The sequence below is a fragment of the Acinetobacter seohaensis genome (assembly GCF_056431365.1).
Map to the genome: position 1 here is coordinate 64,234 of NZ_JBWKMK010000145.1, position 21,233 is coordinate 85,466.

At 43.1% G+C, this 21,233-nt stretch carries 20 protein-coding genes; 5 read left to right on the forward strand and 15 right to left on the reverse strand.

Features of this window, described 5'->3' with window-relative positions; translation table 11 throughout:
• Positions 1-13: 13 nt before the first annotated feature.
• Positions 14-205 carry a DUF7230 family protein gene (locus AC07E5_RS15130; RefSeq protein WP_004976081.1) on the reverse strand — a complete coding sequence of 64 codons (192 nt, stop codon included), beginning with the start codon at positions 203-205 and terminating at the stop codon, positions 14-16.
• 442 nt (positions 206-647) lie between these two features.
• Here AC07E5_RS15130 and AC07E5_RS15135 point away from each other — a divergent pair, with 442 nt between their 5' ends.
• On the forward strand, positions 648-1,139 hold the full coding sequence (locus tag AC07E5_RS15135) for a macro domain-containing protein (RefSeq protein WP_004976080.1): 492 nt from the start codon (positions 648-650) through the stop codon (positions 1,137-1,139).
• Between the two features lie 135 nt (positions 1,140-1,274).
• Here AC07E5_RS15135 and AC07E5_RS15140 read toward each other — a convergent pair whose 3' ends face one another.
• Positions 1,275-2,927, reverse strand: coding sequence for an acyl-CoA dehydrogenase family protein (locus AC07E5_RS15140; protein WP_131261059.1), 1,653 nt, complete (start codon positions 2,925-2,927; stop codon positions 1,275-1,277).
• An 81-nt stretch (positions 2,928-3,008) separates the two neighbouring features.
• On the opposite strand from AC07E5_RS15140, the gene AC07E5_RS15145 reads away from it, so the two are divergent.
• Together AC07E5_RS15145 and AC07E5_RS15150 are read left to right on the forward strand one after the other, a co-directional pair.
• Positions 3,009-3,641 (forward strand): TetR/AcrR family transcriptional regulator, encoded by a 633-nt coding sequence (locus AC07E5_RS15145; protein WP_179993531.1) that lies wholly within the window; start codon positions 3,009-3,011, stop codon positions 3,639-3,641.
• Between the two features lie 268 nt (positions 3,642-3,909).
• A complete protein-coding gene (locus AC07E5_RS15150; RefSeq protein WP_167845750.1) occupies positions 3,910-5,430 on the forward strand; it encodes a catalase in 1,521 nt (506 codons plus the stop codon).
• Positions 5,431-5,593: 163 nt separating this feature from the next.
• Here AC07E5_RS15150 and AC07E5_RS15155 read toward each other — a convergent pair whose 3' ends face one another.
• From AC07E5_RS15155 to hcaE, 8 genes are all read right to left on the reverse strand, one after another.
• The gene (locus AC07E5_RS15155) at positions 5,594-6,646 is read right to left on the reverse strand and encodes an MBL fold metallo-hydrolase (protein ID WP_324529567.1); all 1,053 of its coding nucleotides are present in this window, start codon (positions 6,644-6,646) and stop codon (positions 5,594-5,596) included.
• A gap of 247 nt (positions 6,647-6,893) precedes the next feature.
• A complete protein-coding gene (locus AC07E5_RS15160) occupies positions 6,894-7,802 on the reverse strand; it encodes a DMT family transporter (protein ID WP_324529568.1) in 909 nt (302 codons plus the stop codon).
• Between the two features lie 88 nt (positions 7,803-7,890).
• Entirely contained in the window at positions 7,891-9,117 is a 1,227-nt protein-coding gene (gene hcaD / locus AC07E5_RS15165; protein ID WP_131261062.1) for a 3-phenylpropionate/cinnamic acid dioxygenase ferredoxin--NAD(+) reductase subunit, read from the reverse strand.
• A 4-nt stretch (positions 9,118-9,121) separates the two neighbouring features.
• The gene (locus AC07E5_RS15170; RefSeq protein ID WP_167845747.1) at positions 9,122-10,087 is read right to left on the reverse strand and encodes a 3-carboxyethylcatechol 2,3-dioxygenase; all 966 of its coding nucleotides are present in this window, start codon (positions 10,085-10,087) and stop codon (positions 9,122-9,124) included.
• Positions 10,088-10,158: 71 nt separating this feature from the next.
• Positions 10,159-10,974, reverse strand: coding sequence for a 3-phenylpropionate-dihydrodiol/cinnamic acid-dihydrodiol dehydrogenase (gene hcaB / locus AC07E5_RS15175; protein WP_131261064.1), 816 nt, complete (start codon positions 10,972-10,974; stop codon positions 10,159-10,161).
• Between the two features lie 2 nt (positions 10,975-10,976).
• Positions 10,977-11,303: a 3-phenylpropionate/cinnamic acid dioxygenase ferredoxin subunit gene (gene hcaC / locus AC07E5_RS15180; protein ID WP_004976057.1), complete on the reverse strand. Its 327-nt coding sequence runs from the start codon at positions 11,301-11,303 to the stop codon at positions 10,977-10,979.
• Positions 11,303-11,821 (reverse strand): 3-phenylpropionate/cinnamic acid dioxygenase subunit beta, encoded by a 519-nt coding sequence (hcaF, locus tag AC07E5_RS15185; protein ID WP_104853007.1) that lies wholly within the window; start codon positions 11,819-11,821, stop codon positions 11,303-11,305. The genes hcaC and hcaF overlap by 1 nt, the downstream gene beginning before the upstream one ends.
• The gene (gene hcaE / locus AC07E5_RS15190; protein ID WP_346781444.1) at positions 11,818-13,185 is read right to left on the reverse strand and encodes a 3-phenylpropionate/cinnamic acid dioxygenase subunit alpha; all 1,368 of its coding nucleotides are present in this window, start codon (positions 13,183-13,185) and stop codon (positions 11,818-11,820) included. Before hcaE ends, hcaF begins: the two co-directional genes overlap by 4 nt.
• Before the next feature lie 281 nt (positions 13,186-13,466).
• On the opposite strand from hcaE, the gene hcaR reads away from it, so the two are divergent.
• Together hcaR and AC07E5_RS15200 are read left to right on the forward strand one after the other, a co-directional pair.
• Positions 13,467-14,369, forward strand: coding sequence for a DNA-binding transcriptional regulator HcaR (gene hcaR, locus AC07E5_RS15195; RefSeq protein ID WP_004976051.1), 903 nt, complete (start codon positions 13,467-13,469; stop codon positions 14,367-14,369).
• 331 nt (positions 14,370-14,700) lie between these two features.
• On the forward strand, positions 14,701-15,378 hold the full coding sequence (locus tag AC07E5_RS15200; RefSeq protein ID WP_416713834.1) for a DUF1345 domain-containing protein: 678 nt from the start codon (positions 14,701-14,703) through the stop codon (positions 15,376-15,378).
• Between the two features lie 65 nt (positions 15,379-15,443).
• Here AC07E5_RS15200 and AC07E5_RS15205 read toward each other — a convergent pair whose 3' ends face one another.
• The 5 genes from AC07E5_RS15205 to AC07E5_RS15225 all read right to left on the reverse strand — a co-directional run bounded on the left by AC07E5_RS15205 (position 15,444) and on the right by AC07E5_RS15225 (position 21,031).
• Complete coding sequence (locus tag AC07E5_RS15205) at positions 15,444-16,304, reverse strand: alpha/beta fold hydrolase (RefSeq protein WP_004976044.1); 861 nt, start codon at positions 16,302-16,304, stop codon at positions 15,444-15,446.
• A gap of 278 nt (positions 16,305-16,582) precedes the next feature.
• Positions 16,583-17,854, reverse strand: coding sequence for an OprD family outer membrane porin (locus AC07E5_RS15210; protein ID WP_154321082.1), 1,272 nt, complete (start codon positions 17,852-17,854; stop codon positions 16,583-16,585).
• Between the two features lie 426 nt (positions 17,855-18,280).
• Entirely contained in the window at positions 18,281-19,300 is a 1,020-nt protein-coding gene (gene dmpG, locus AC07E5_RS15215; protein ID WP_131261066.1) for a 4-hydroxy-2-oxovalerate aldolase, read from the reverse strand.
• Between the two features lie 11 nt (positions 19,301-19,311).
• On the reverse strand, positions 19,312-20,208 hold the full coding sequence (locus tag AC07E5_RS15220; protein ID WP_004976037.1) for an acetaldehyde dehydrogenase (acetylating): 897 nt from the start codon (positions 20,206-20,208) through the stop codon (positions 19,312-19,314).
• Positions 20,209-20,233: 25 nt separating this feature from the next.
• A complete protein-coding gene (locus AC07E5_RS15225; protein WP_004976036.1) occupies positions 20,234-21,031 on the reverse strand; it encodes a 2-keto-4-pentenoate hydratase in 798 nt (265 codons plus the stop codon).
• Positions 21,032-21,233: the final 202 nt, after the last annotated feature.

Below are 21,233 nucleotides of genomic sequence, written 5' to 3' on the forward strand. Positions count from 1 at the left end.
CTTAGTTTAAGCCTCAAGCAACACACCATTCACTCCAAAAACAACAAGGGCGATAATCATCGGAATATCGCCCTTGTTTGTGTTTGCTATAGCCTCGTTTGGCATTTTTCTTACGGTCTACAAAAACCTGACTTTTGTTGACCTCGTGCATGTGCTTGGCCACAAAGTTATGCTGAATAAGCTCAGGCTGTTTTTTCTTTGCCATTACGCTGTTCCTTTCGGTTGATCATGGAAATGAGCAGTGTCGCTACTCTTTTAGATGGAGATGTTGAGGGAAAATTCAAGCCAATTGCTTCTGCATAACGTGACTATTCTCTCACCAATGTTCCATATTAAATTGGGAAGCCGATCATACGCTTTTTTGTACATTTTACAAGCGATTTTCACTCAATAGTGCTAAGATAAAAAGAAGGGTAAATAAATTATTGCCGCCACTTTATCAGATTTTTCTGACGGTTATTTTTGAAGGCTATTTTAAAGAACACTCAGCGGCTTTACCCATACAATTATAGCATAAAATTATAAAAAATTTTATTACTTTTCAAATACTTATTAGTTATAAAATCCACTAGAAAAACTGCAATGATTGGCTAATATGAATATAGAAGATCAGTTTAACAAGACCATTAAAAACAGGAGTCAAATTCATGATTTATGAAGTTTCTGGAGATATTTTACTGAGCGAAGCACGTGCGATTGCTCACGGTGTTGCCCCTAACGATAACTTTGCAACAGGTTTGGCTTTAAGTCTGCGTGAGCACTGGCCTGCGCTATATAAAGACTTCCGCAACTATTGTCATATTTACCATCCTAAAGCGGGTGAGCAATGGACTTGGGTCAATGCCGAAGGTCAACGCATCGTCAACCTGATGACTCAGGAAGCGGCTTATGACAACGGTTCAAAACCAGGTAAAGCATCGACAGAATACGTCAACCGCACTTTGAAAAACTTAAAACAGTTGATTGAAGAAGAGAAAATTGAAAGCTTGGCGTTACCGCGTCTTGCAACAGGTGTAGGCGGTTTAGATTGGGAAGATGTACGTCCACTCATCTACAAACACTTAGAAGATTTGGATATTCCAATTTACATCTACACTCTATATCAAAAAGGTGTAAAAGCTGAAGAGCCTGCGAAATAAGTTTCGCTGAAGCAATCAGCTTTGCTACAAGCGAGCGTGATTGATCACGACTCGACTGCAATATACGGTTCAATTCACCCGTTTGGTTTTACCAAGCGGGTGAATTTTTTGTGCAGAATCAAGTAGCAAGGGATGCTATGCTGAAAATGCACGCTGCAAGATGGATGCAACATCGACCTGTTTAGGTTTAAGCATACCCACCACTTGCCCATGCAATGCACTATAACGCGACTGAATAAAACCTTCTGCCACAAAACTTGGCGCATAACGCAACAACAAAACCGCTTGTGCCAAAATCACCAAACGGCTCACCAAAGCACGTGCCATAAATTGTAAATCGTTGCTGTTCGTGGTCTGCAATAACTGCTGCAAACCATCTAATTCACTGCCCAAAATAGGATGAGTAACGGCAGTGCGAGCAAAATCCTGCAATAACACCTGAATCAGCTCAGGTTCTCGCTGCATAGCGCGTAGTACATCCAGACACATGACATTGCCTGAACCTTCCCAAATGGTATTTACAGGTGCTTCTTTGAAAATACGTGCCATGATGCTGTTATCGACATAACCATTGCCACCAAAAACTTCCATCATCTCACCTGTAAGTTCCACCGCGCGTTTGCAAATCCAGAACTTTGCAGCAGGGGTCATTAAACGCTTCCATGCCAAAGACACAGCATCATCGCTTTCATAACAATGTGCCAAATGAAAACTGAGCTGTACCGCAGCTTCAGTTTCCAAAGCCAAATCTGCCAAGACTGCCTGCATTAATGGCTGATTCGCCAAAGTCTGTCCAAATGCTTGACGTTGTCGAGTATAGGCAAGGCATTGCACCAAGGCTTGACGCAGCATGGCACTACTGCCCACAGCACAGGTTAAACGAGTGTAGTTCGCCATTTCAATAATGGTGGGAATACCGCGCCCTGCTTCGCCAATCATGATGCCCCACGCCTGCTGAAATTCGACTTCAGAACTGGAGTTACTCCGATTTCCCACTTTGTCTTTTAAACGCTGTACCTGAATATTATTTTTTCTGCCATCTTCTAACCAACGCGGTACAAAGAAACAAGCCAAACCATCTTGTTCGGTATTGGCAACCACCAAATGTGCATCACACATTGGTGCAGAGAAAAACCATTTATGACCTGTGAGCAAATAGGCTTGCCCACGCCCTGTTGCTGCGACTGGAATGGCAAGCGTTTGGTTGGCACGTACATCTGAACCACCCTGCTTTTCGGTCATGCCCATGCCCAACCAAATAGATTTCTTTTGTGAAATCGGCACATCACGCGGGTCATATTCATGCGATAACAGTTTTTCGCCCATGCTTGCCCATAATTCAGGTTCACGCTGAATGAGCGGAATACTGCCTAAAGTCATGGAATTTGGACATAAATTGCCACACTCAACCTGTCCCGCCAAATAAAAGCGACTGGCCCAATCGACCCATTTTGCCGTAGATTGCGGTTGTTTAAATGGATGTGCATGCGTGTCAAACTTGCGATTCAGCGCCATCCAGTGATGCCATGCGGGATGAAACTCCACTACATCTTTACGGCGTCCACGTGCATCGAAGGCATGTAAAATAGGCGTATGCCGATTGGCTAAATCGGCATAGTGATAATATTCTGCCGATGCTGCAATATGTCCCAATTCGCTCAGTCGAGTCTGATCTTGACTGCCATAACGGGTTAAAATTTCTTGTAAAACCGTATCGGTTTCAAATAAGTTATAGTCTTGTAATTCATCAAACTGATTTTGAATTTGATGGGTCATCCATGTCTGCATTGTGTCACTCCTAGATAAACGCGGTGCTATCATTGCATTCAGTATAGAGAAAAATATGCGCTCAGGTGTTCGGCTTTATTTATGAAAAATTCTGAGGTTCAAGTGCGCCGTAAGCCGCGCCAATCAAGGGCTAAACTGACTCAAGAGGCTTTACAAGAAAGTTTTGTTCGGCTTTTGCATGAACGCTCGGCAGCTGAAATTACCATTCGCGAAATTACCGATTTGGCAGGTGTCGGTTTAGGCACTTTTTATGAATACTTTGCCAAGAAAGAAGATTTACTGGCATTGACGATTCACCTGCAAGTCAAACAGCATGCAGAACGCTTAAAAAGTTATGCCCAACAGCAACTTGAGTTATCCACAGTTGTTGAAATAAACCGCTATATCGCAACAATCATTCAGTTTCAGCTTCAGCAAATTCAGGCACAACAATGGCTTTGGGCACAGACTTTTTTACTGGAACGACAAGTTTCACACATTGAAACTTACCAAAAAAGTTACAGCATGATGCTACAGATGTGGCAACAGATTTTCGCACCTGTCATACACAATGCCGAACAACAACTGCGCCTTGCTTTGAATCTGCATCGCATCAGTTATGGTTTTATTTCGCAAAGTTTATTAATCAATCCACATTATCAAGATTGGGATGCCTTGCACACCGATATTTCATTGGCGATTCAACCGTTTTTAGCAGCAGTTTCAGACATTTAGTGCAGCAAAACTGATTATTTAGTTTACAAAGATCTATCGAATACACCAATCATAAACAATAAATTTATCTATTTGTAAAATTATAAAAATCGTTTTACATTAAAATGGTGAGATTTGAAAAGCTTTCATCTACAAAGCCCGATCTGCATGGTATTGTGGTGTTGTAGTTGATTTTTTAAACAAACAAAACGGTTCATGGCCGCTTGTTTTAGAAGCTAAATTTCTAATACAGCCCACCACATGATGATCACAATAATGGAGAACAACGATGAGCCAAGAGATAAAAAAATGCCCTGTAACGCATTTAACCACCGATGCAGGCGCACCTGTTGTAGATAACCAAAATAGTATGACTGCGGGCGCACGTGGCCCACTCCTTACTCAAGATTTATGGCTCAATGAAAAGTTGGCAAACTTTGTACGTGAAGTAATTCCTGAGCGTCGTATGCATGCCAAAGGTTCAGGTGCGTTTGGTACGTTTACGGTCACGCACGACATCAGCCAATATACCCGTGCCAAAATTTTCTCTGAAGTTGGCAAAAAAACTGAAATGTTTGCTCGTTTCTCTACCGTTGCAGGTGAGCGTGGCGCTGCCGATGCAGAACGTGACATTCGTGGTTTTGCTTTAAAATTCTATACTGAAGAAGGCAACTGGGATTTAGTCGGTAACAACACACCAGTGTTCTTTTTCCGCGACCCACGTCAATTCCCTGACCTGAATAAAGCGGTAAAGCGTGACCCACGCACCAACCTGCGTAATGCGACCAATAACTGGGATTTCTGGACTTTGCTGCCAGAAGCACTGCACCAAGTCACCATTGTGATGTCGGATCGTGGTATTCCTGTGGGTTATCGTCACATGCATGGTTTTGGTAGCCACACCTATAGTTTTATTAATGCCAATAATGAGCGTTTCTGGGTGAAATTCCACTTCCGCACTCAACAAGGCATTCAAAACCTGACCGATGCAGAAGCAGCAGAATTGATTGGTCGTGACCGTGAAAGCAGCCAGACTGACCTTTACAATGCCATTGAACGCGGTGATTTCCCGAAATGGACGCTGTTCGTGCAAATCATGCCTGAACTGGATGCAGAAAAAGTCCCTTATCACCCATTTGACCTCACCAAAGTTTGGCCGAAAGGTGATTATCCACTGATTGAAGTGGGTGAATTTGAACTGAACCGTAACCCTGAAAACTACTTCCAAGATGTTGAACAGGCTGCCTTTGCACCAAGCAACCTTGTACCAGGAATTAGCTACTCGCCAGATCGCATGTTACAAGCGCGTTTGGTCAACTATGCCGATGCTGCACGTTACCGTGTTGGTGTGAACCATACACAAATTCCAGTGAATGCTGCACGCTGCCCTGTGCACTCAAACCGTCGTGATGGTCAGGGTCGTATGGATGGCAACTATGGCAGCTTGCCACACTATGAGCCAAACAGCTTCCATCAATGGCAAGAGCAACCACAATACCGCGAACCACCGCTAAAAATTCGTGGCGATGCAGATTTCTGGGATTATCGTGAAGATGATAGCAACTATTTTAGCCAGCCGCGTGCCTTGTTCAATTTAATGAACCCTGAGCAAAAACAAGCACTGTTTGATAACACGGCACGTGCGATGGGTGATGCTTTAGACTTTATTAAGTATCGTCATATTCGTAACTGTTATGCATGTGACCCTGCTTATGGCGAAGGCGTTGCAGCAGCTTTAGGCATGACCGTTGCCGATGCGCAAGCAGCACGTGCCAGTGACCCTGCACTTGGTCAGCCTGGCGTACTGTAATCTTTGTAGTTAAAGATCAAGTCAGTCTAAACAGCAAGACTTTAAACACCAAAACAAAGCCCCTATTTCGATAGGGGCTTTGTGTTCTATATCTATCATTGCCACTTTTCAGTAGCGTGAAAAGTAGCGTGTCACTTTTATTTAAGGTCAAGTTTTTAAAAGATTAAACAATTAATTTCTTACTCTCACGAATACAATAAAACGGATTCATCAGTTTAGAAGAACGCTTCATGGCTTGATGCAAATCTGCCTCAGGCTGATCACGTCCTTCATCAGTCAATTCAAAGGTTCGATAGTGAATTGCCAATGAACATTTGGAATGTAAGTCTTTATGTGCCTGAAAGGCATCTTCAGGGTTCATATGCATATAACGCATTAAATTGCGGGGTTCATAAGCACCAATCGGCAAAAGTGCCACGCGCGGTGCGCCAATGCGGGTTTGGATTTCTTTAAAGTGTGGCGAGTAACCTGTATCGCCCGCAAAGAAGCAATGATCTTGCCCATGTAAAATAGAAAAACCACCCCATAACGCCATGTTCTGATCGCGTGCGCCACGTCCAGAACCATGTTGTGCAGGAGTGTACACAATTTTCAACTCTTTAAACAAAGCCGACTGCCACCAATCCATTTCAATCACATGCAAGTCTGGTGGTAAATACCAAGCATTGCCCAAACCTGTATAAATAGGCATGGCAAATTGATGATTCAGCCATTTTAAGGTGGCTAAATCCATGTGGTCATAATGGTTATGGCTCAAGAAGACGGCATGAATGGTCGGTAAATCTTCCAGTGCAATCCCTGCAGGACAGGCACGTTTAGGCCCTCGCCCCTGTTTCGGACTGGCATGCTCTGCCCAGACTGGATCGGTTAAAAAGTTATACGGTCCAATTTGAATCAGCACCGTTGCATGCCCCACAAACCAAACTTGCCAATCATCCAAACTGGCGTGTGGACGTAATTGTGGCAAAGCACTTGGCGCTGTAAAAAATTGCTGTGCTTCTTGTTGCGGATTGACATTCCAACTGTTCGATTTGCGTTTTAGCAACCATTTCAATAAATCAGTTTGGCTGCGCCCCTCAGGACACGCAATCGGATTAAAAAACTGCGCTCCATCATAATGATTTGAAGGCAAAAACTGTAGCTTGGGTTTACGCCAAGTATGCGACCAACAGGCTTCCGTTGGCAGTTGAAAATGCTTTTGTTCCACGTTGTTCATGTAAGCCCAATAATATATAGCGCATCTACCATGATGCTTTTTATCCTGATCTGTTCAGAAAAAAACACAGCTTTGGTTCATGTGTTGACTCTATCACGCATAGTAGCGAAATCAAGCAGGCAATTTCCTTTATGTTTTTGTTGTTTTGAGAAAAAAGTCGTATCGACAGCGGGTTAATGATCGGAAATTTACACCTCAGATAAACGAGGCTTTAGAAAAACCTAAACACGGGTATAGCAATGCGGGCTTAGCGTTTAGCAAAATATTGTTCGCGCCATTCTTTCCAGAAATACATCACAATCCCGAACATCACCACGGCAATGCCAATAAACGCATTCATGCTGATGTGTTCATTATTTAAGGTCGCACCTAAAATTAACGCGATGATGGGAGTCATCACATTACTTAAAGATACGGTTGAGGCATTTAAACGACGAATCAGCCAGAAATAACACAGCATGGCGACAATAGACGACATGATCATGGTAAATACAAAACCAATCATGGCTTGGCTGCTTGGCATTTGAGTCGGGAAATGCGACCAAATAAAGGGAATTAATAACAATGACCCTGCCGATGATACCAATAAAGAACCTGTGGCTTGTGACATCGGCTTTAAAGGAGCATTGATTTGTTTGACCCAAAAAATTGAGCTGATATAGGACAGCATACTGATAAACATCAACACCACGCCCCATGGATTCACTTTGCTGTCGGCAGAGTCTGCAAAGACAAAGCTGAGTCCTGCAATCGCAATTGCCATCCCTGTCCACTGTAAGGCAATCAATTTTTGCGTGCGTAAAATCACATGACCAATCAAGCCTGCGATTAAAGGAGAAAAGCCAAAAATCAGCGCCATTAAGCCTGAAGTTAAATAATTGGCAGCCAAGTAAATAAATAGCTGTGCACCAATTAAATTCAGACTACCCGCCAAATAGCTTTTCACTGAGGTGTGATCAAAAGGCAGTGGATCGCGCATCAGTTTGAGCAAGCATAGCGCAATCACGGAAGCCCCAATGTAGCGGATAATCAAAACCCACATTGGATGAATTTCCTGCACACTCCAGACAATCGCCAATGGCGTGGTCGCCCAGATTAATACCAATAAGGCATAAATACTGGCGGTTACCACAACAGGAGATGTATTCGTATTCATCGCTTGCTCAACATAAAATGGACACTTTTCTTCGGCAGATAAAAAACAGACCCAAGTTGCCTCAGGTCTGTTTTTCATCAGTTCAAGCTTACTTCACCAATTTGCGAAGGTCTTGGCTCACATCTAAATATTTGTCTGCTTCAAAAGCAGCTTGTTTAGCAATCAGCTTTTTCAAGTGACGCATATCTTTGGCTGAGTTGACGGTAATTCCGCCGACAATCACGCCATCGGTCACACCAAACAATACGAATGAAGACTCACTGCGTTTGGAAGCATCCATCTCACCACGCACATGCCATTCTGCTGCTGACATATCTCCTACAAATTGGTAGTTAATGTCGAGTTGATCAGTCCAGAACCAAGCGGGATTGGCTACAGGATGTTCAACGCCCATCACATGACGCGCGAAGATACCTGCTTGCAGGTTAGCGTTTTCCCAAGTTTCTACACGACGATGGTTGCCACATTCACGCAGTTGTGATGCGACATCACCCGCGGCATAAATATCTGGGTTTGAAGTTTGACAGTTTTCATTCACATGCACCGCAAAGTCTGCATCTAAACCTGCTTCAACTGCCAATTGTGCGTTTGGAATAATGCCAATACCGTAAATCACCGCATCGGCACGTAGTTCTTCGCCACCTTCTAAGGTCACGACAATTTCTTCACCATCTAGCTTGCAGTCTGCAATTTGCGTAGACAGACGTACATCAACTCCTGCCAATAACTGCTGTTGCAGTAAAAACTCACTCAAGATGAGTGGTGATGAACGTCCCATCACCATTGGTCCCATTTCAATGACAGTTACCTGACAGTCTTTAAAGCGTGCTGAAGATGCCAACTCTAAACCAATCACACCACCACCAATTAAGATGATGCGACGACCCGCTTGCAATACAGGTACTAAGGCTTGCGAGTCTTCAAGATTACGCAGCGTGTAAACGTGTTTACCCAGCGCATCAAAATTTGGCAAACGACGTGCAGCACCACCCGTTGCAAGAAGCAACTTGTCGTAGGCAATGACCTCACCATTTTGCAATTCAACCGTATGCGCTTCGGCATTGATTTTACTCACGCCATTGCCACGAATTGTGGTCACACCTAGTTCTGCCAGTTTTTCTTCCGACAGAATCTCGATTTTGGTTTCTTCAGGACGCAAAATCACGTCTTTAGACAGCGGTGGACGCTCATAAGGCAAATGTGTTTCATCACCAATTAAGATGATATTGCCTGCATATTGATTGCCGCGCAGCTCAAGAATGGCGCTCGCCCCTGCCTGACCTGCACCCACAATCACAATTGTTTCTACACTCATGGGCTTAACCTTTTAACTCGGCAGATACGATGCCAAAGCCCGCAATCCACTCACTAATATCTTCATAGCAATGCGTGGTCATTTCATACGCACCCAGTTCATCTAACGCAGCAAAAGCAGCCATCCACGAACGGACTTCCTGACCACCACGACCACCATCGCGACGAATTTCAGCTTCGGTCATGGCTTCCATAGCCACAAAGTCTGCCTGTTTGAATTTTTCAAGCAAGGCAATATCCCACTCAGGGCTGAGTGGCACAGCCACAGAGGTATCACCTGCTGCAAGTTTTTGACCGACTGCAATCACTTTAGCCTGACGTGCATGACGTGCTTCAGGGCTCGGATTACGACCTGCAATTAAAAATTCTTCAACTTCTGGCGGTACTGAACCCATTTGTGGTGTTGGTGGATCGTGTGAAAGACCACCTGTACCCAAGACCAAAACGCGCTCATTTTCAAGATTCAACGACTTGATGAATTGACCCACAGCACGACCTAAAGCAATAGTACGCTTGGTGGTTGGCATCGGCGCTGCAGCGCCATTAATAAACACGGGAATGGTTGGATAACGATCTAGCTGCCCCTCACACAAAAAGTGTAATGGCTGAGTCACCCCATGGTCGGCCTGCATACGATACGAATATGCAACATCTACACCTTCATCCAACACACGGCGCACCATTGCCAAGGCTTTGTCTTCAGGCACATCAATACGGTTGTTGTCTTTGCCGTAGTCCCAGTCACCCGCAGCCGTAGCACGAATACCGACACAGAAACTTGGCATCAAATCGTAAAAGAAACCGTTGAAATGGTCTGGACCAAAGGTAATGATCAGGGTTGGATCGTAAGCTTTGACTTCGGCAGAAAGTTGCTCAAAGGCAGCACGAACTTTTTGTTCTTTAGATTGATCTTGCGGCGTTGCAAATTCCATTAAAGGACTGTGCGATGCACAAATGAGTTTAACGGCCATGAAAGACTCCTAAATAAGGAAGGCAGCCCAGAGAAAGGCTGCCGATTCGTCTATTGAATTTAGACTCAATTTTATTCGTCAAAAAAACCTGCACGTGGTTGACGCAAACCACGAATACCCAAACCACATTCTGCATTGATCAGAACGCCAGTCAGCGCACGGTTATTTTGACGCGATGCCAAGAGCACATAAGAACCGGTCATGTCTTCTGGCTCAGGCAAGAAATTCAGCGGCATACCGCGTGCAATTTTTTCAGGATCACGTGCATCGAGTAAGCCTAGGTTTTCCTGACCTAAAGATGCTGCGCCCTTAATATTGACATTCATCGCTGAAGGCGCAACAGCATTGACACGTACTTTAGGTGCCAATTCATAAGCCAACTCTTTCATGATGCCAACACCTGCATGTTTAGATGCAGTGTAAACAGGACCACCGCCTGAAGAATACAGCGCAGAATTAGATAAGGTTAAGATGATAGAACCTTCAGATTTCACCAATTCATCCAGCGCTGCTTTTGCCCCCAAGATTAACGCCTTGGAATTAATGCCCATGATTTCATCAAAGGCTTTTTCAAGCTGCTCACCAGACGTATTGACGATATCTGCGTAGTGATCCCAAATCCCTGCATTGCCAATAAAGCAATCTAGCTTTCCAAAACGCTCCACAGTGGCCTGCACAGCACGGACATTGTCTGCATAGTTGGCAACATCACCAGCGACTGCCACAATTTGATCACCAAAACGCTCTTTTAAGGCATCGACTTTAGATTGTGAACGCTGTAACACGCCCACATGCGCACCTTCTTCAAGAAAGCGCTCGACCAAAGCCCAACCTAAACCAGAACCGCCACCTGTAATCAGTGCCACTTCGCCTTTTAGCCAACCCATGCTTACTCTCCTGCCATTTCTACATATAACGCGCCGTCTTCAACCACCACAGGGAAAGTTTGAATCGGGTCGGTGGCTGGCAAGCATAATGCTTGACCAGTCTTTAAACAGAAACGTGCAGAATGCAGTGGGCATTCAACTGTGCCATCATCTTCAAGATAACCTTCAGACATTGAGGCATTGCCGTGTGAACAACGGTCATTCATGGCAAAGAACTCACCACCGTTGTTGAATACTGCCAGTGCTTCAATACCGTTCACACCGCAATCCACTTTTAACGCTTCGCCTTCGTCTAATTCGTCAACTTGGCAAACAAAGATTTTATTCATTAGAAGAATACACTCAGGTTGTGTGAGTTATAGGTTACTTGGTCAAGTACAATCTTACGGTTGAAGATCTGGAAGCCTAAGCCACCTTCAACACGACGGATTTTGTCATGGCGCTTACCACAGTAAATAGTCACGTCTTTCTCTTTTTGAGTACGGTACAACAAGTAAGTTACGTGTACGTCGTATTCACCTTCGACCTCTGTCGCTTCAACAATCACGTTGCTGACCATATGCGTGGTACGTGACGGAGGTTCTTCAGCCCATGCCATACCTGTTTCCAGACGTGCAACACGGCGCTCAAGCAAGTGTTTGTTGTCGTTGAACACCCAAGTTGTAGGTGGTTCAACCGAACGACGACGGTCACGGGTTTGCGCATTTGGTGTGGTACGCAAGGTATAAGAAATGTCTTCTGCCATGAGGTCTAACCACTCACGGAATTTCCAGTCGTCCAGCAATTTTGCTTCGCGATACAAGAATTGGCTCACTTCATGTTGAAGTTCTAAACTGATTTGACTCATTTCATTAGCTCCTTCTCGTATTCGTCAGCTGCTTTTTCAACGTCTTCCCATTTTTCATGGATCAGCAAGTCTGCCCAACGGCGGTACATACCACGTGCTGCAGTTTCAGAGAAAATGTAGTTGGTGATTCCTGGAATACCATCTTCACGTACTTTTTCGTTGCCTTTACCCATTTCGACAATGAGCTTGTTTTGACGTGCTTTATAGCCGCGCAATACTTTTTGAATTTCAATCCAGTTTTCAGAGTCATCTTGCTCTAAGAAACCTGCAGGACCGAAGGCACGTGTCGCAGAACGCTCAAATGCTTCTTTCACGTCTTGAGGTGCTTCAGCATCGGCAATACAGAATGCCCATACTTCAGTTTTGTTTGGACCACGTGGATGCCATACGCGCAGTGTTGCAGTACCGTTCAACCAAGACAGTGTTGGGAACATGGTGTTGTGACCTGCAAGACGTAAAGCACGTACTTCGCCTAAACGCTCTTTCACTTCTTCGTAAGTTTCGCGGAAGTAATTGGCAACTTCACCATCAACCCATACGTTTGCATCTGGTTTTTCTGTAAAGAAGAAACCTGAACCGTGACCACGTGAACCATACTGAATTGCATCTTTGGCAGTTTCCCAAACAGGACGAGCTGTTTGCGCTGCACCTAATTGTTTGGTGCTGTCATCATCTGGTTTTGCACCAAGTACCTGAATGGCAGAGGCGTGTGAGAACAAAGCGTGATATTGGTCAGAAGCAAACTGTTCTGCAGCAAATTTCCAGTTACAGTCAATTTCCCACTTGTGTACGCCACCAATAATTTCAGTACCACCCGGACGACGGTCAATCACGCCATCTAAGTACCAAGCGATGTCGCCCATGTATTCTTCTAGGTCTGGAGTGGTTTCATCCCAGCAACCAAAGATCAAGCCTTTGTAAGACTTCACGCGGTTGACTTCCACCAAGCCCCATTGCTCTTTACAAGCACCTTGTGGATACGCACGTTCTTCTAAAGGAATATCTTTGAGTGAACCATCAATACCGTAAGACCAACCATGATATGGGCAAGTAAATGCACGGGTATTACCACAGTCTGCAAAGCTCACACGCATAGAACGGTGACGGCACTGGTTTAAAAATGCTTTGATTGAACCGTCTTTTTGACGTGCCACAATAATTGGATCTTCACCCATGTAGGTGTTGAAGAAGTCGCCAGCTTTAGGAATTTGGCTTTCATGACACAGGAACAACCACGTACGGCCGAACACACGTTCAAGTTCTAATTCGTAGATATCTGGATCTGTATAAATAGATGGAGTGATACGTCCATTTTGTGCATCGACTAAAACGTCGATTTCGCGCACATCAATTTTTCCACTCATGAAAAGCTCTCCTGTGACCAACAACGGCACAAAGTAAATAGACTCAACTTCTGATGGATAATGGTTTTTTAGGGACGTTTAGTGAAATATTTTTTTTGTTTCAATTAATAGTTTTTATAGATTAATCCAACATTATATTTTGCATTTAAATCGTTGCATAATGATGAAACCCTATTTACTTCGTGAATGACACAATAATTCTCACCGAATAGTTGTTTATAGATCATTCTTTTATTAATCTATAATTAGACATATTTTGAATTAATCTTTGGAATGGTTGTATGGAATTACGTCACCTTCGCTACTTCATTACCGTTGCTGAAGAACTCAACTTCAGTAAAGCCGCACTTAAACTTTATACGGCTCAACCTTCGTTGAGTCAGCAAATTAAAGATTTAGAAGAAGATGTCGGCGTTAAGCTACTCAACCGTACCAAACGTAAAGTCGAGCTAACCGAAGAAGGTGCTGTATTTTTAGAACAGGCGCGTCTGACTTTGGCGCAAGCCGACAAAGCGGTTGCCATGGCACGTCAGGTGTCACAAGCCAAACAGAAAATGCTGCGTATTGGCTTTGTTCCTGTGGCAGAAATGAAAATTTTCCCTTTTGTACTGCCTAATTTACGAGTACAAAACCCAGAATTAAAAATTGAATTGCTAAGTTTGAACAACACTGAGCAAATGAAAATGATTAAAAAAGGTGAACTCGATATCACCTTTACCCGCCACAATATCAACAGTGATGAAATTGAGAGCCAGTTTGTACTGCGTGAACCGTTAATTTTTATTTTGCCCAAAGATCATCCGTTAGCAAAATACGAACGCATTCCTGTCAAAGCATTGAATGGTATTGATTTTATTATTCCTTCGGCAGAAGCTTCGTATAATCTGCATCACCTGATTGTCGATTTTGCCAAACAGCACAACATTGAACTAAACATTGTGCAAAAAGCTGACAACATTTTATTTAATATCAACTCGATTGGTATGGGCTTGGGCTGCACCATTTTACCGGGCTATGTTGCCCCCCTCACCATGGAAAATACCGTCATCCGCCCACTTGATGTAGAACTTCCGCATTTAGATTTGTACGTCAGCTACGGCAAAAACAGCCATTCCGCTGCGGTACAGAAATTTATGGAACTGCTCACACGTGTGTTCTATTTGGACATCAACCGCGAACAATAATTCTAAAACCACTCGCGTTTTTCAACCTTTCAAAAGTGCTTGCTGCTTGATGTAGTAAGCACTTTTTTTGTGCATCCTAAATGCTAAAACAAAGCTTTAGACTTAAGTCTAAACTTATTTTTTTAATCTTTTTCTGAACTACTGCTCATTCTTACACTCAAACATTCGCATTTTTGCAGTCTGCTTTTTCCTCGCTTCGCTACCACATTTCCTGCAAATTACAACTTAAGTCTAATAAGTTAAAATAGGCACCCCATCGCTATTTTCTAAAATTAAGCCGATGATAACAGGCAGTAACACCTTTAGATTGCACATCCAGAAAGGATCAAGAATGATAAAAACACCCTTCAGCAGAATGAAAACAGGGATTCAATATCGTCCTTATTTTTTTATCAGTTTTGTGATTACCATTGTGCTGTATGCTATTTTTCAGACCCTCACTGCATGGTCATGGTCAAACTGTTTATTGATTAGCTGGAATATCGCGATTTCCTGCTATTTGGTTTTAACCATGCGCAGTTTGTGGCACAGCGATCATGCACATATTTTACAACGTGCCCAACAACAAGATGCCAGCAAATGGCTGATTTTATTCTTGGTATTTCTAACCTTAGTGATGTGCTTTATTGCGATCATTGTCGAGGTGAATTTATTTGCACAAAGTGAGTTTGTGCGCATGGGACATTTTATTTTATCCATTACCACTATTTTATGTGCTTGGTTTTTTATGCACACCATTTTTGCGATTCACTATGCGCATGACTATTATTTGGCACTGCAACAGCAGCAAGAAGGTGGTTTGGATTTTCCCAAGACGTCGCATCCAACCTATCCTGACTTTTTATATTTCAGCTATGTGATTGGTACATCTGCACAAACCGCCGATGTCTCGATTAGCTCACAACCCATGCGGGTACTGAACACGCTACATATTATTTTGGCTTATAGCTTTAATACCACTATTTTGGCAATTTGCATTAACTTGGTCGCGAGCTTTATTCAGCACTAAATTGGGTACATAAAACACCCATAAAAAAGGATGGCAAATTGCCATCCTTTTTTACCTCACTGCGCTTAATTTACGCCACGTGCAGTTAAGTAGTTTTTAATCACAGTGTTAAATTCTTCCGCTTTTTCAACCTGTGACCAGTGACCACATTGGCTGAAAATGTGTGCATCGGCATGTGGCACAATATTTAAAATATCCCATGTACGCGATACTGGAATCACCACATCTTGCGTACCGTGAATCAGCAATACAGGCACAGTGATGTCTTTCATTTTGTCAAAGTCGAGTGGGAACTCGAAACGGTCACGGTCACGCGCGCCCACAACATCCATTAAACGGTCTGAAGCATAGTCATTTTTTGCAGAAGCAAAACGGACTTTGACCAACTCATCTGTAATCAAGTCTTTATTTACCACGAACATTGAAAGCGTCTTTTTAATGCCTTCTTCAGTCAATACAGGATTTGCATGCGCTTTGAGGGCTGCAGTCTGTTTTGCACCGCCTGTACCCATTGAGATAATACCAAGAACACGCTCTGGGTAATCCAATGCCAACTGGAATGCCAACCAGCCACCCAACGAGTTACCCACCAACCAAGTTTTTTCAATGCCCAATGCATCTAAAGTACGTACAGCATGATCTACCCATGCACGGATGCCATATTGTGTGCCCGGTGCAACCACAGTTTGACCATAGCCGATGGTATCAATGGCGATACAACGTGCTTGCTCACCAATTTGTGGCAAGTTTAACCACCAGTTTGCAGCAGCCGATACGCCTGTACCTGAACCGTGTAAAAATAGAATAGGTGTACCTTCACCCACTTCATGATAATGCGTTAATTCGCCTTCTGCTGTTTCAATCCATTTATCTTCTAAGCCAAAGAATGGATCTGTTGTATAGTCAGGGATTTGAACAGTGCTCATATATACTCCTCGTACAGTCTTTAGCTTGCGTTTGGCTCTAGGTATAGAATTTGACGTCAAGTGGACTCATTCAACATTACTTTTACAGGCTTATATTACCTGTTCACACGGCATCAACTGATACAAATTTACGATCACAACCTACAAAAAAACGATTAAACAACTCTTTGAATTTTATAAATTTAATAAAATAAAAGTCTTAATTTATATAAGGTATTTATTCAGTAAATATTAAAAAAAGAGCGACTATAAAAAGCCGCTCTAATTTTTATCTAGCTTTAGAATTTATAAGTGTAAGTCGTGGCGATACGGTGTTCTTCTAAGTCATTCGCAAAGTTAAAATTGGTATCGATGAACATATAATTAAAGCCTAAACCTTTAAGCTTACCTTCTGGCACAACATAGTTCACAATGACGTTATTTTCGTTTTCTTTACCTTCTGGCTTGCCTGCGCCCAGATCGATATTGTCACCGCGGAAATGACGTACTGTCGCTGTTAAACCAGGAACACCCACATCAGCAAAATTATAGGTATAACCCAAACTCCAAGAACGCTCATCTTTACGAATGAAGCTCGCCACAGACCAGTTGTCTAAGTAAGGCTGCGGCACCCACCCGCCCAAGGTCGGGAACATTGGGGCTTTTGTACCGTGCTCACCAAACATTTGTTGATAACCTAACTGTACAGTGTGCATCCCATTGTTGATTTTTGCACCCGCAGACACGGCCTGGCTGTCAATATTGCCATACAGCTTGTCACCCGATTCGCTGTTGTCAAAATAGCGTACATGGGTATCCAGCTTAGTTTTTTCAGCCAAAGTCGTTTTATAGTTTGCAGCGACATAATGTTGTTGATAGATGTTGGTTACATCCGCATACCAATAACTTCCACCTACTTTAGGGGTAAATTGATGATCTACTCCCACAAGATACATGCCATCGTCTGTGCTTAATTTATTCGCTTCAGCAGCAGAAAAATTATTTTGAGGGAACAACGTAAAATCTTGGTATTGGTTATCATAACGTGCATTAATACCGTCTAAATAAGCCAAAGTTAATTTAGTATCTTTTAAATCCTTTGATTCTAACCATGCACCGCTATAAGTCGTTAACAATTGACGCGATGGGTCAAAAAACACCACAGGTGACATTGGTAATAAGTCACCTACTTTTAATTCAGTTTCAGAAAATTTAACTTTTAGAGTTGCACCGACCTTACCAAAATGATCTTTTGACTCTTTACCATCATGCGGCAAAACCCAGTCTGCATTTTTATCACGACCATTGAGTTTTACTGCGTGTTGAACCAGAAGATCAGCACCCACCTGAATTACGCCTAAATCGTGATAACCCGATTTAGCATCCAAGGTGACTGCTTGTGACCATGAACCAAAGTTCCCCGCAGGGTTGTCTTTAATTTGACGATCTAAATAAAAATTCTTAAATTTAAGTTGAACATTGCTGTCGTCAATAAAATCTGCCTGAGTTGCAGTTGTCCCTAAAGTTGCTGTCGCAGCAAAAAGTGCTATCCATAAATTGTGACGATGCATGCGTTTTTCCTATTCATCCAATAAGCGAATCTGGGCATCATGCAAAACTCTTGTCATGAAAAAAATCCGACCACAGTATTAAGCTTTTCTACAAATTCAGCACTTTCTGTATCGAGCAGCTTTTTTCCAAGTTTTTTAATTCTTTTTAACGATAAAAAATTAAGCTCAAAATCCTCACTAAATGAATTTTTATTTGAATTCACTGCTTAATTTAGGTGAAAAACGCTGTTATTTTTTGCATCATGTGAAGGATTAATCTTTTTTAACTTTAAACCCATGTGTTAGCGTTATTTTCTATAAACCCAACTTATAAGAAAAACATTTTAATCAGCACAAAATTCAGCACATTTTACATCTTTCACAGCATAAAAAAGCACCCCAAACGCATTTGGAGTGCTTAATTCAAGTCTGCTTTATATTAAAAACTTAGGCTTGCATTTCACGTGCTTTAGACATAGTCAATGCCAAGTCTTCAATCATATCTTCCTGACCGCCCACCGTACCGCGACGACCAAGCTCAAGTAGAATTTCACGCGCAGATACTCCATATTTTGCTTCGGCACGTTTTGCGAACAATAGGAACGATGAGTAAACACCTGCATAACCTAAAGTTGCTGCATCACGGTCTGCACGAATTTGATGCGTCATCATTGGAATGATCAAGTCTTCAGCAATATCCTGCACTTTAAACAAGTCCACACCTGTTTCCATTTGCATACGGTTTGCGACCGCTACAAACAATTCAAGTGGTGTATTACCTGCGCCTGCACCTAAACCAGCCGAAGCCAAGTCAACACGGGTTGCACCTGCGGTCACAGCCGATACAGAGTTCGCAACGCCCATGCCCAAGTTATGGTGACCATGGAAACCAATTTCGATGTCTGAGGCGAGGTTGGCACGTAAAATACCTACGCGATCAGTCACATCTTGAGGCAACATATAGCCTGCAGAATCTGTTACATAGATACAGTTTGCACCGTAAGACACCATTTTTTGTGCTTCTTCGAGCAATTTTTCTGGAGAAGCCATGTGCGCCATCATCAAGAAGCCCACAGTGTCCATACCCAGTTTACGTGCTGCAGTAATGTGCTGTTCAGAAACGTCTGCTTCAGTCGAATGTGTCGCCACACGAATGGTTGCCACGCCTACATCATGCGCCATTCTCAAATGATCAACTGTTCCAATACCTGGCAGTAATAGTGCAGAAACTTTTGCCTGTTTCAGGTTTGGAATCACTGCTTTCAGATATTCTTCATCAGTAGCGGCTGCAAAACCATAGTTCACAGAGTTACCACCTAAGCCATCACCGTGTGTGACTTCAATTAAAGGCACACCTGCATCATCCAAAGCAGTGGCAATCGCAACCATTTGCTCTGGCGTGGTTTGATGGCGCATTGGGTGCATACCATCACGTAAAGTCATATCATTAATAATAATCTTAGACATTTTGGTATTCCTTAAGCTTCAGCAGTTTTGAAAACGTGTTCTGCAAACATTTCTGCAGTACGTGCAGCCGCTGCAGTCATAATGTCTAGGTTACCTGCATATTTAGGCAAGTAATCACCCAAACCTTCAACTTCCAAGAAAATTGAAACACGGTTGCCATCAAAAACAGGGCCGTTTACAAGTTTGTAACCCGGTACATATTTTTGCACTTCTTTGATCATGGCATGCACAGATGCTGTAATCGCTGCCTGATCTGGCTCACCTTCCACTAAGCAGTGAACGGTATCACGCATCATTAAAGGTGGCTCAGCTGGGTTAATGATGATGATGGCTTTACCTTGTTTTGCACCGCCAACTTCTTCAATCGCGCCTGCAGTGGTACGGGTAAATTCATCAATGTTTTTACGTGTACCCGGCCCCACAGATTTAGTTGATACCGTTGCAATAATTTCACCGTATTCCACAGGTTGAACGCGAGAAACTGCAGCCACCATAGGAATTGTTGCCTGACCACCACAAGTCACCATGTTGACGTTTGGCACTTCGCCCGCTTCAAGCAATGCTTCAAGGTTCACTGGCGGTACGCAGAATGGGCCAATTGCCGCAGGCGTTAAGTCAATCATCAACACGCCAAGCTCATTCAGTTTGCGGCTATTTTCTGCATGCACATAAGCAGAAGTTGCATCAAAAGCAATTTTAATGTCATCTTCAAGTACGTGAGGAAGAAGACCATCTACACCGTCACTTGTGGTTTTTAAACCCATTTTTGCCGCACGAGCTAGACCTTCAGAGGTTGGGTCAATTCCCACCATCCACACAGGCTCTAACCATTCACTGCGTTGTAATTTATAAAGCAAATCTGTACCAATATTACCTGGACCGATCATTGCACATTTAATCTTTTTCATGCATGTACTCTCTTAGAATCTCGATTTATTCCGCAGCAAACGCAGCTGTCACTGAACCAAAGCCTTCAATTTCGACTTTAAATTCTTCACCTGGCTGTGCAACAACCATAGGACCTAAAGCACCAGTTAAGATGATGTCGCCTTTTAACAATGGACGACCACGGCGCACCATTTCATCGGCTAACCACACGGCAGCGTTTAATGGATTTGCTAAACAAGCTTTACCCACGCCTTGAGAAACTACTTCTTCACCACGGGTCATCACCATTTTGCAGTTCACCAAATCCAGATTTTCTAGCTTGACTGGTTTTGAACCTAGAACGAATGCAGCAGAAGATGCGTTATCGGCCACGGTATCAATCAAACTAATTTTCCAGTTTTCAATACGGCTATCGACCACTTCAATGGCAGGCAAGGCATATTCAGTCGCGCTGATAATATCCGCATACGTGTGTTTTTCTTTGGTTAGATCTTGGTTAATCACCAATGCAATTTCTGCTTCTACTTTTGGCTGAATCAGCAAACCTGCAGGAATCGCTTCACCATCACCATAAGCCATATCGGCAAACAACATGCCAAAGTCAGGCTGATCTACACCCAGTTGTGCTTGAACCACTTTAGAGGTCAAACCAATTTTACGCCCCACCAAACGACGACCTTCTTTTAAGGCACGTTCGGTATTCACTTCTTGAACGGCATAGGCAATATCTACGTCAGCACTTTCACCACCAAGTTCTGGGCGGATTGGCGCAATCGCAGTTTGAGAGAGTTCGGCAGTACGTAATGCTTGCGCAACTGATTCAACAACAGCAGAATTCGACATCAATGTTTCCTTAAACTGCAAAAATTGGGCATATACCCCGAGATGTTGGAAAGGTAATAATAGAAAATAGGGATGATGACCCCGATCTTGTCCATTCTCAGGACAAGCTATCCAGCTCAGAGGTATGTAAACTGATTAAGAATCGGAAAAATGGCGGGTTTATGCCAATACTTATTTTCTTTTTTTCAATAGCTATTAGCTA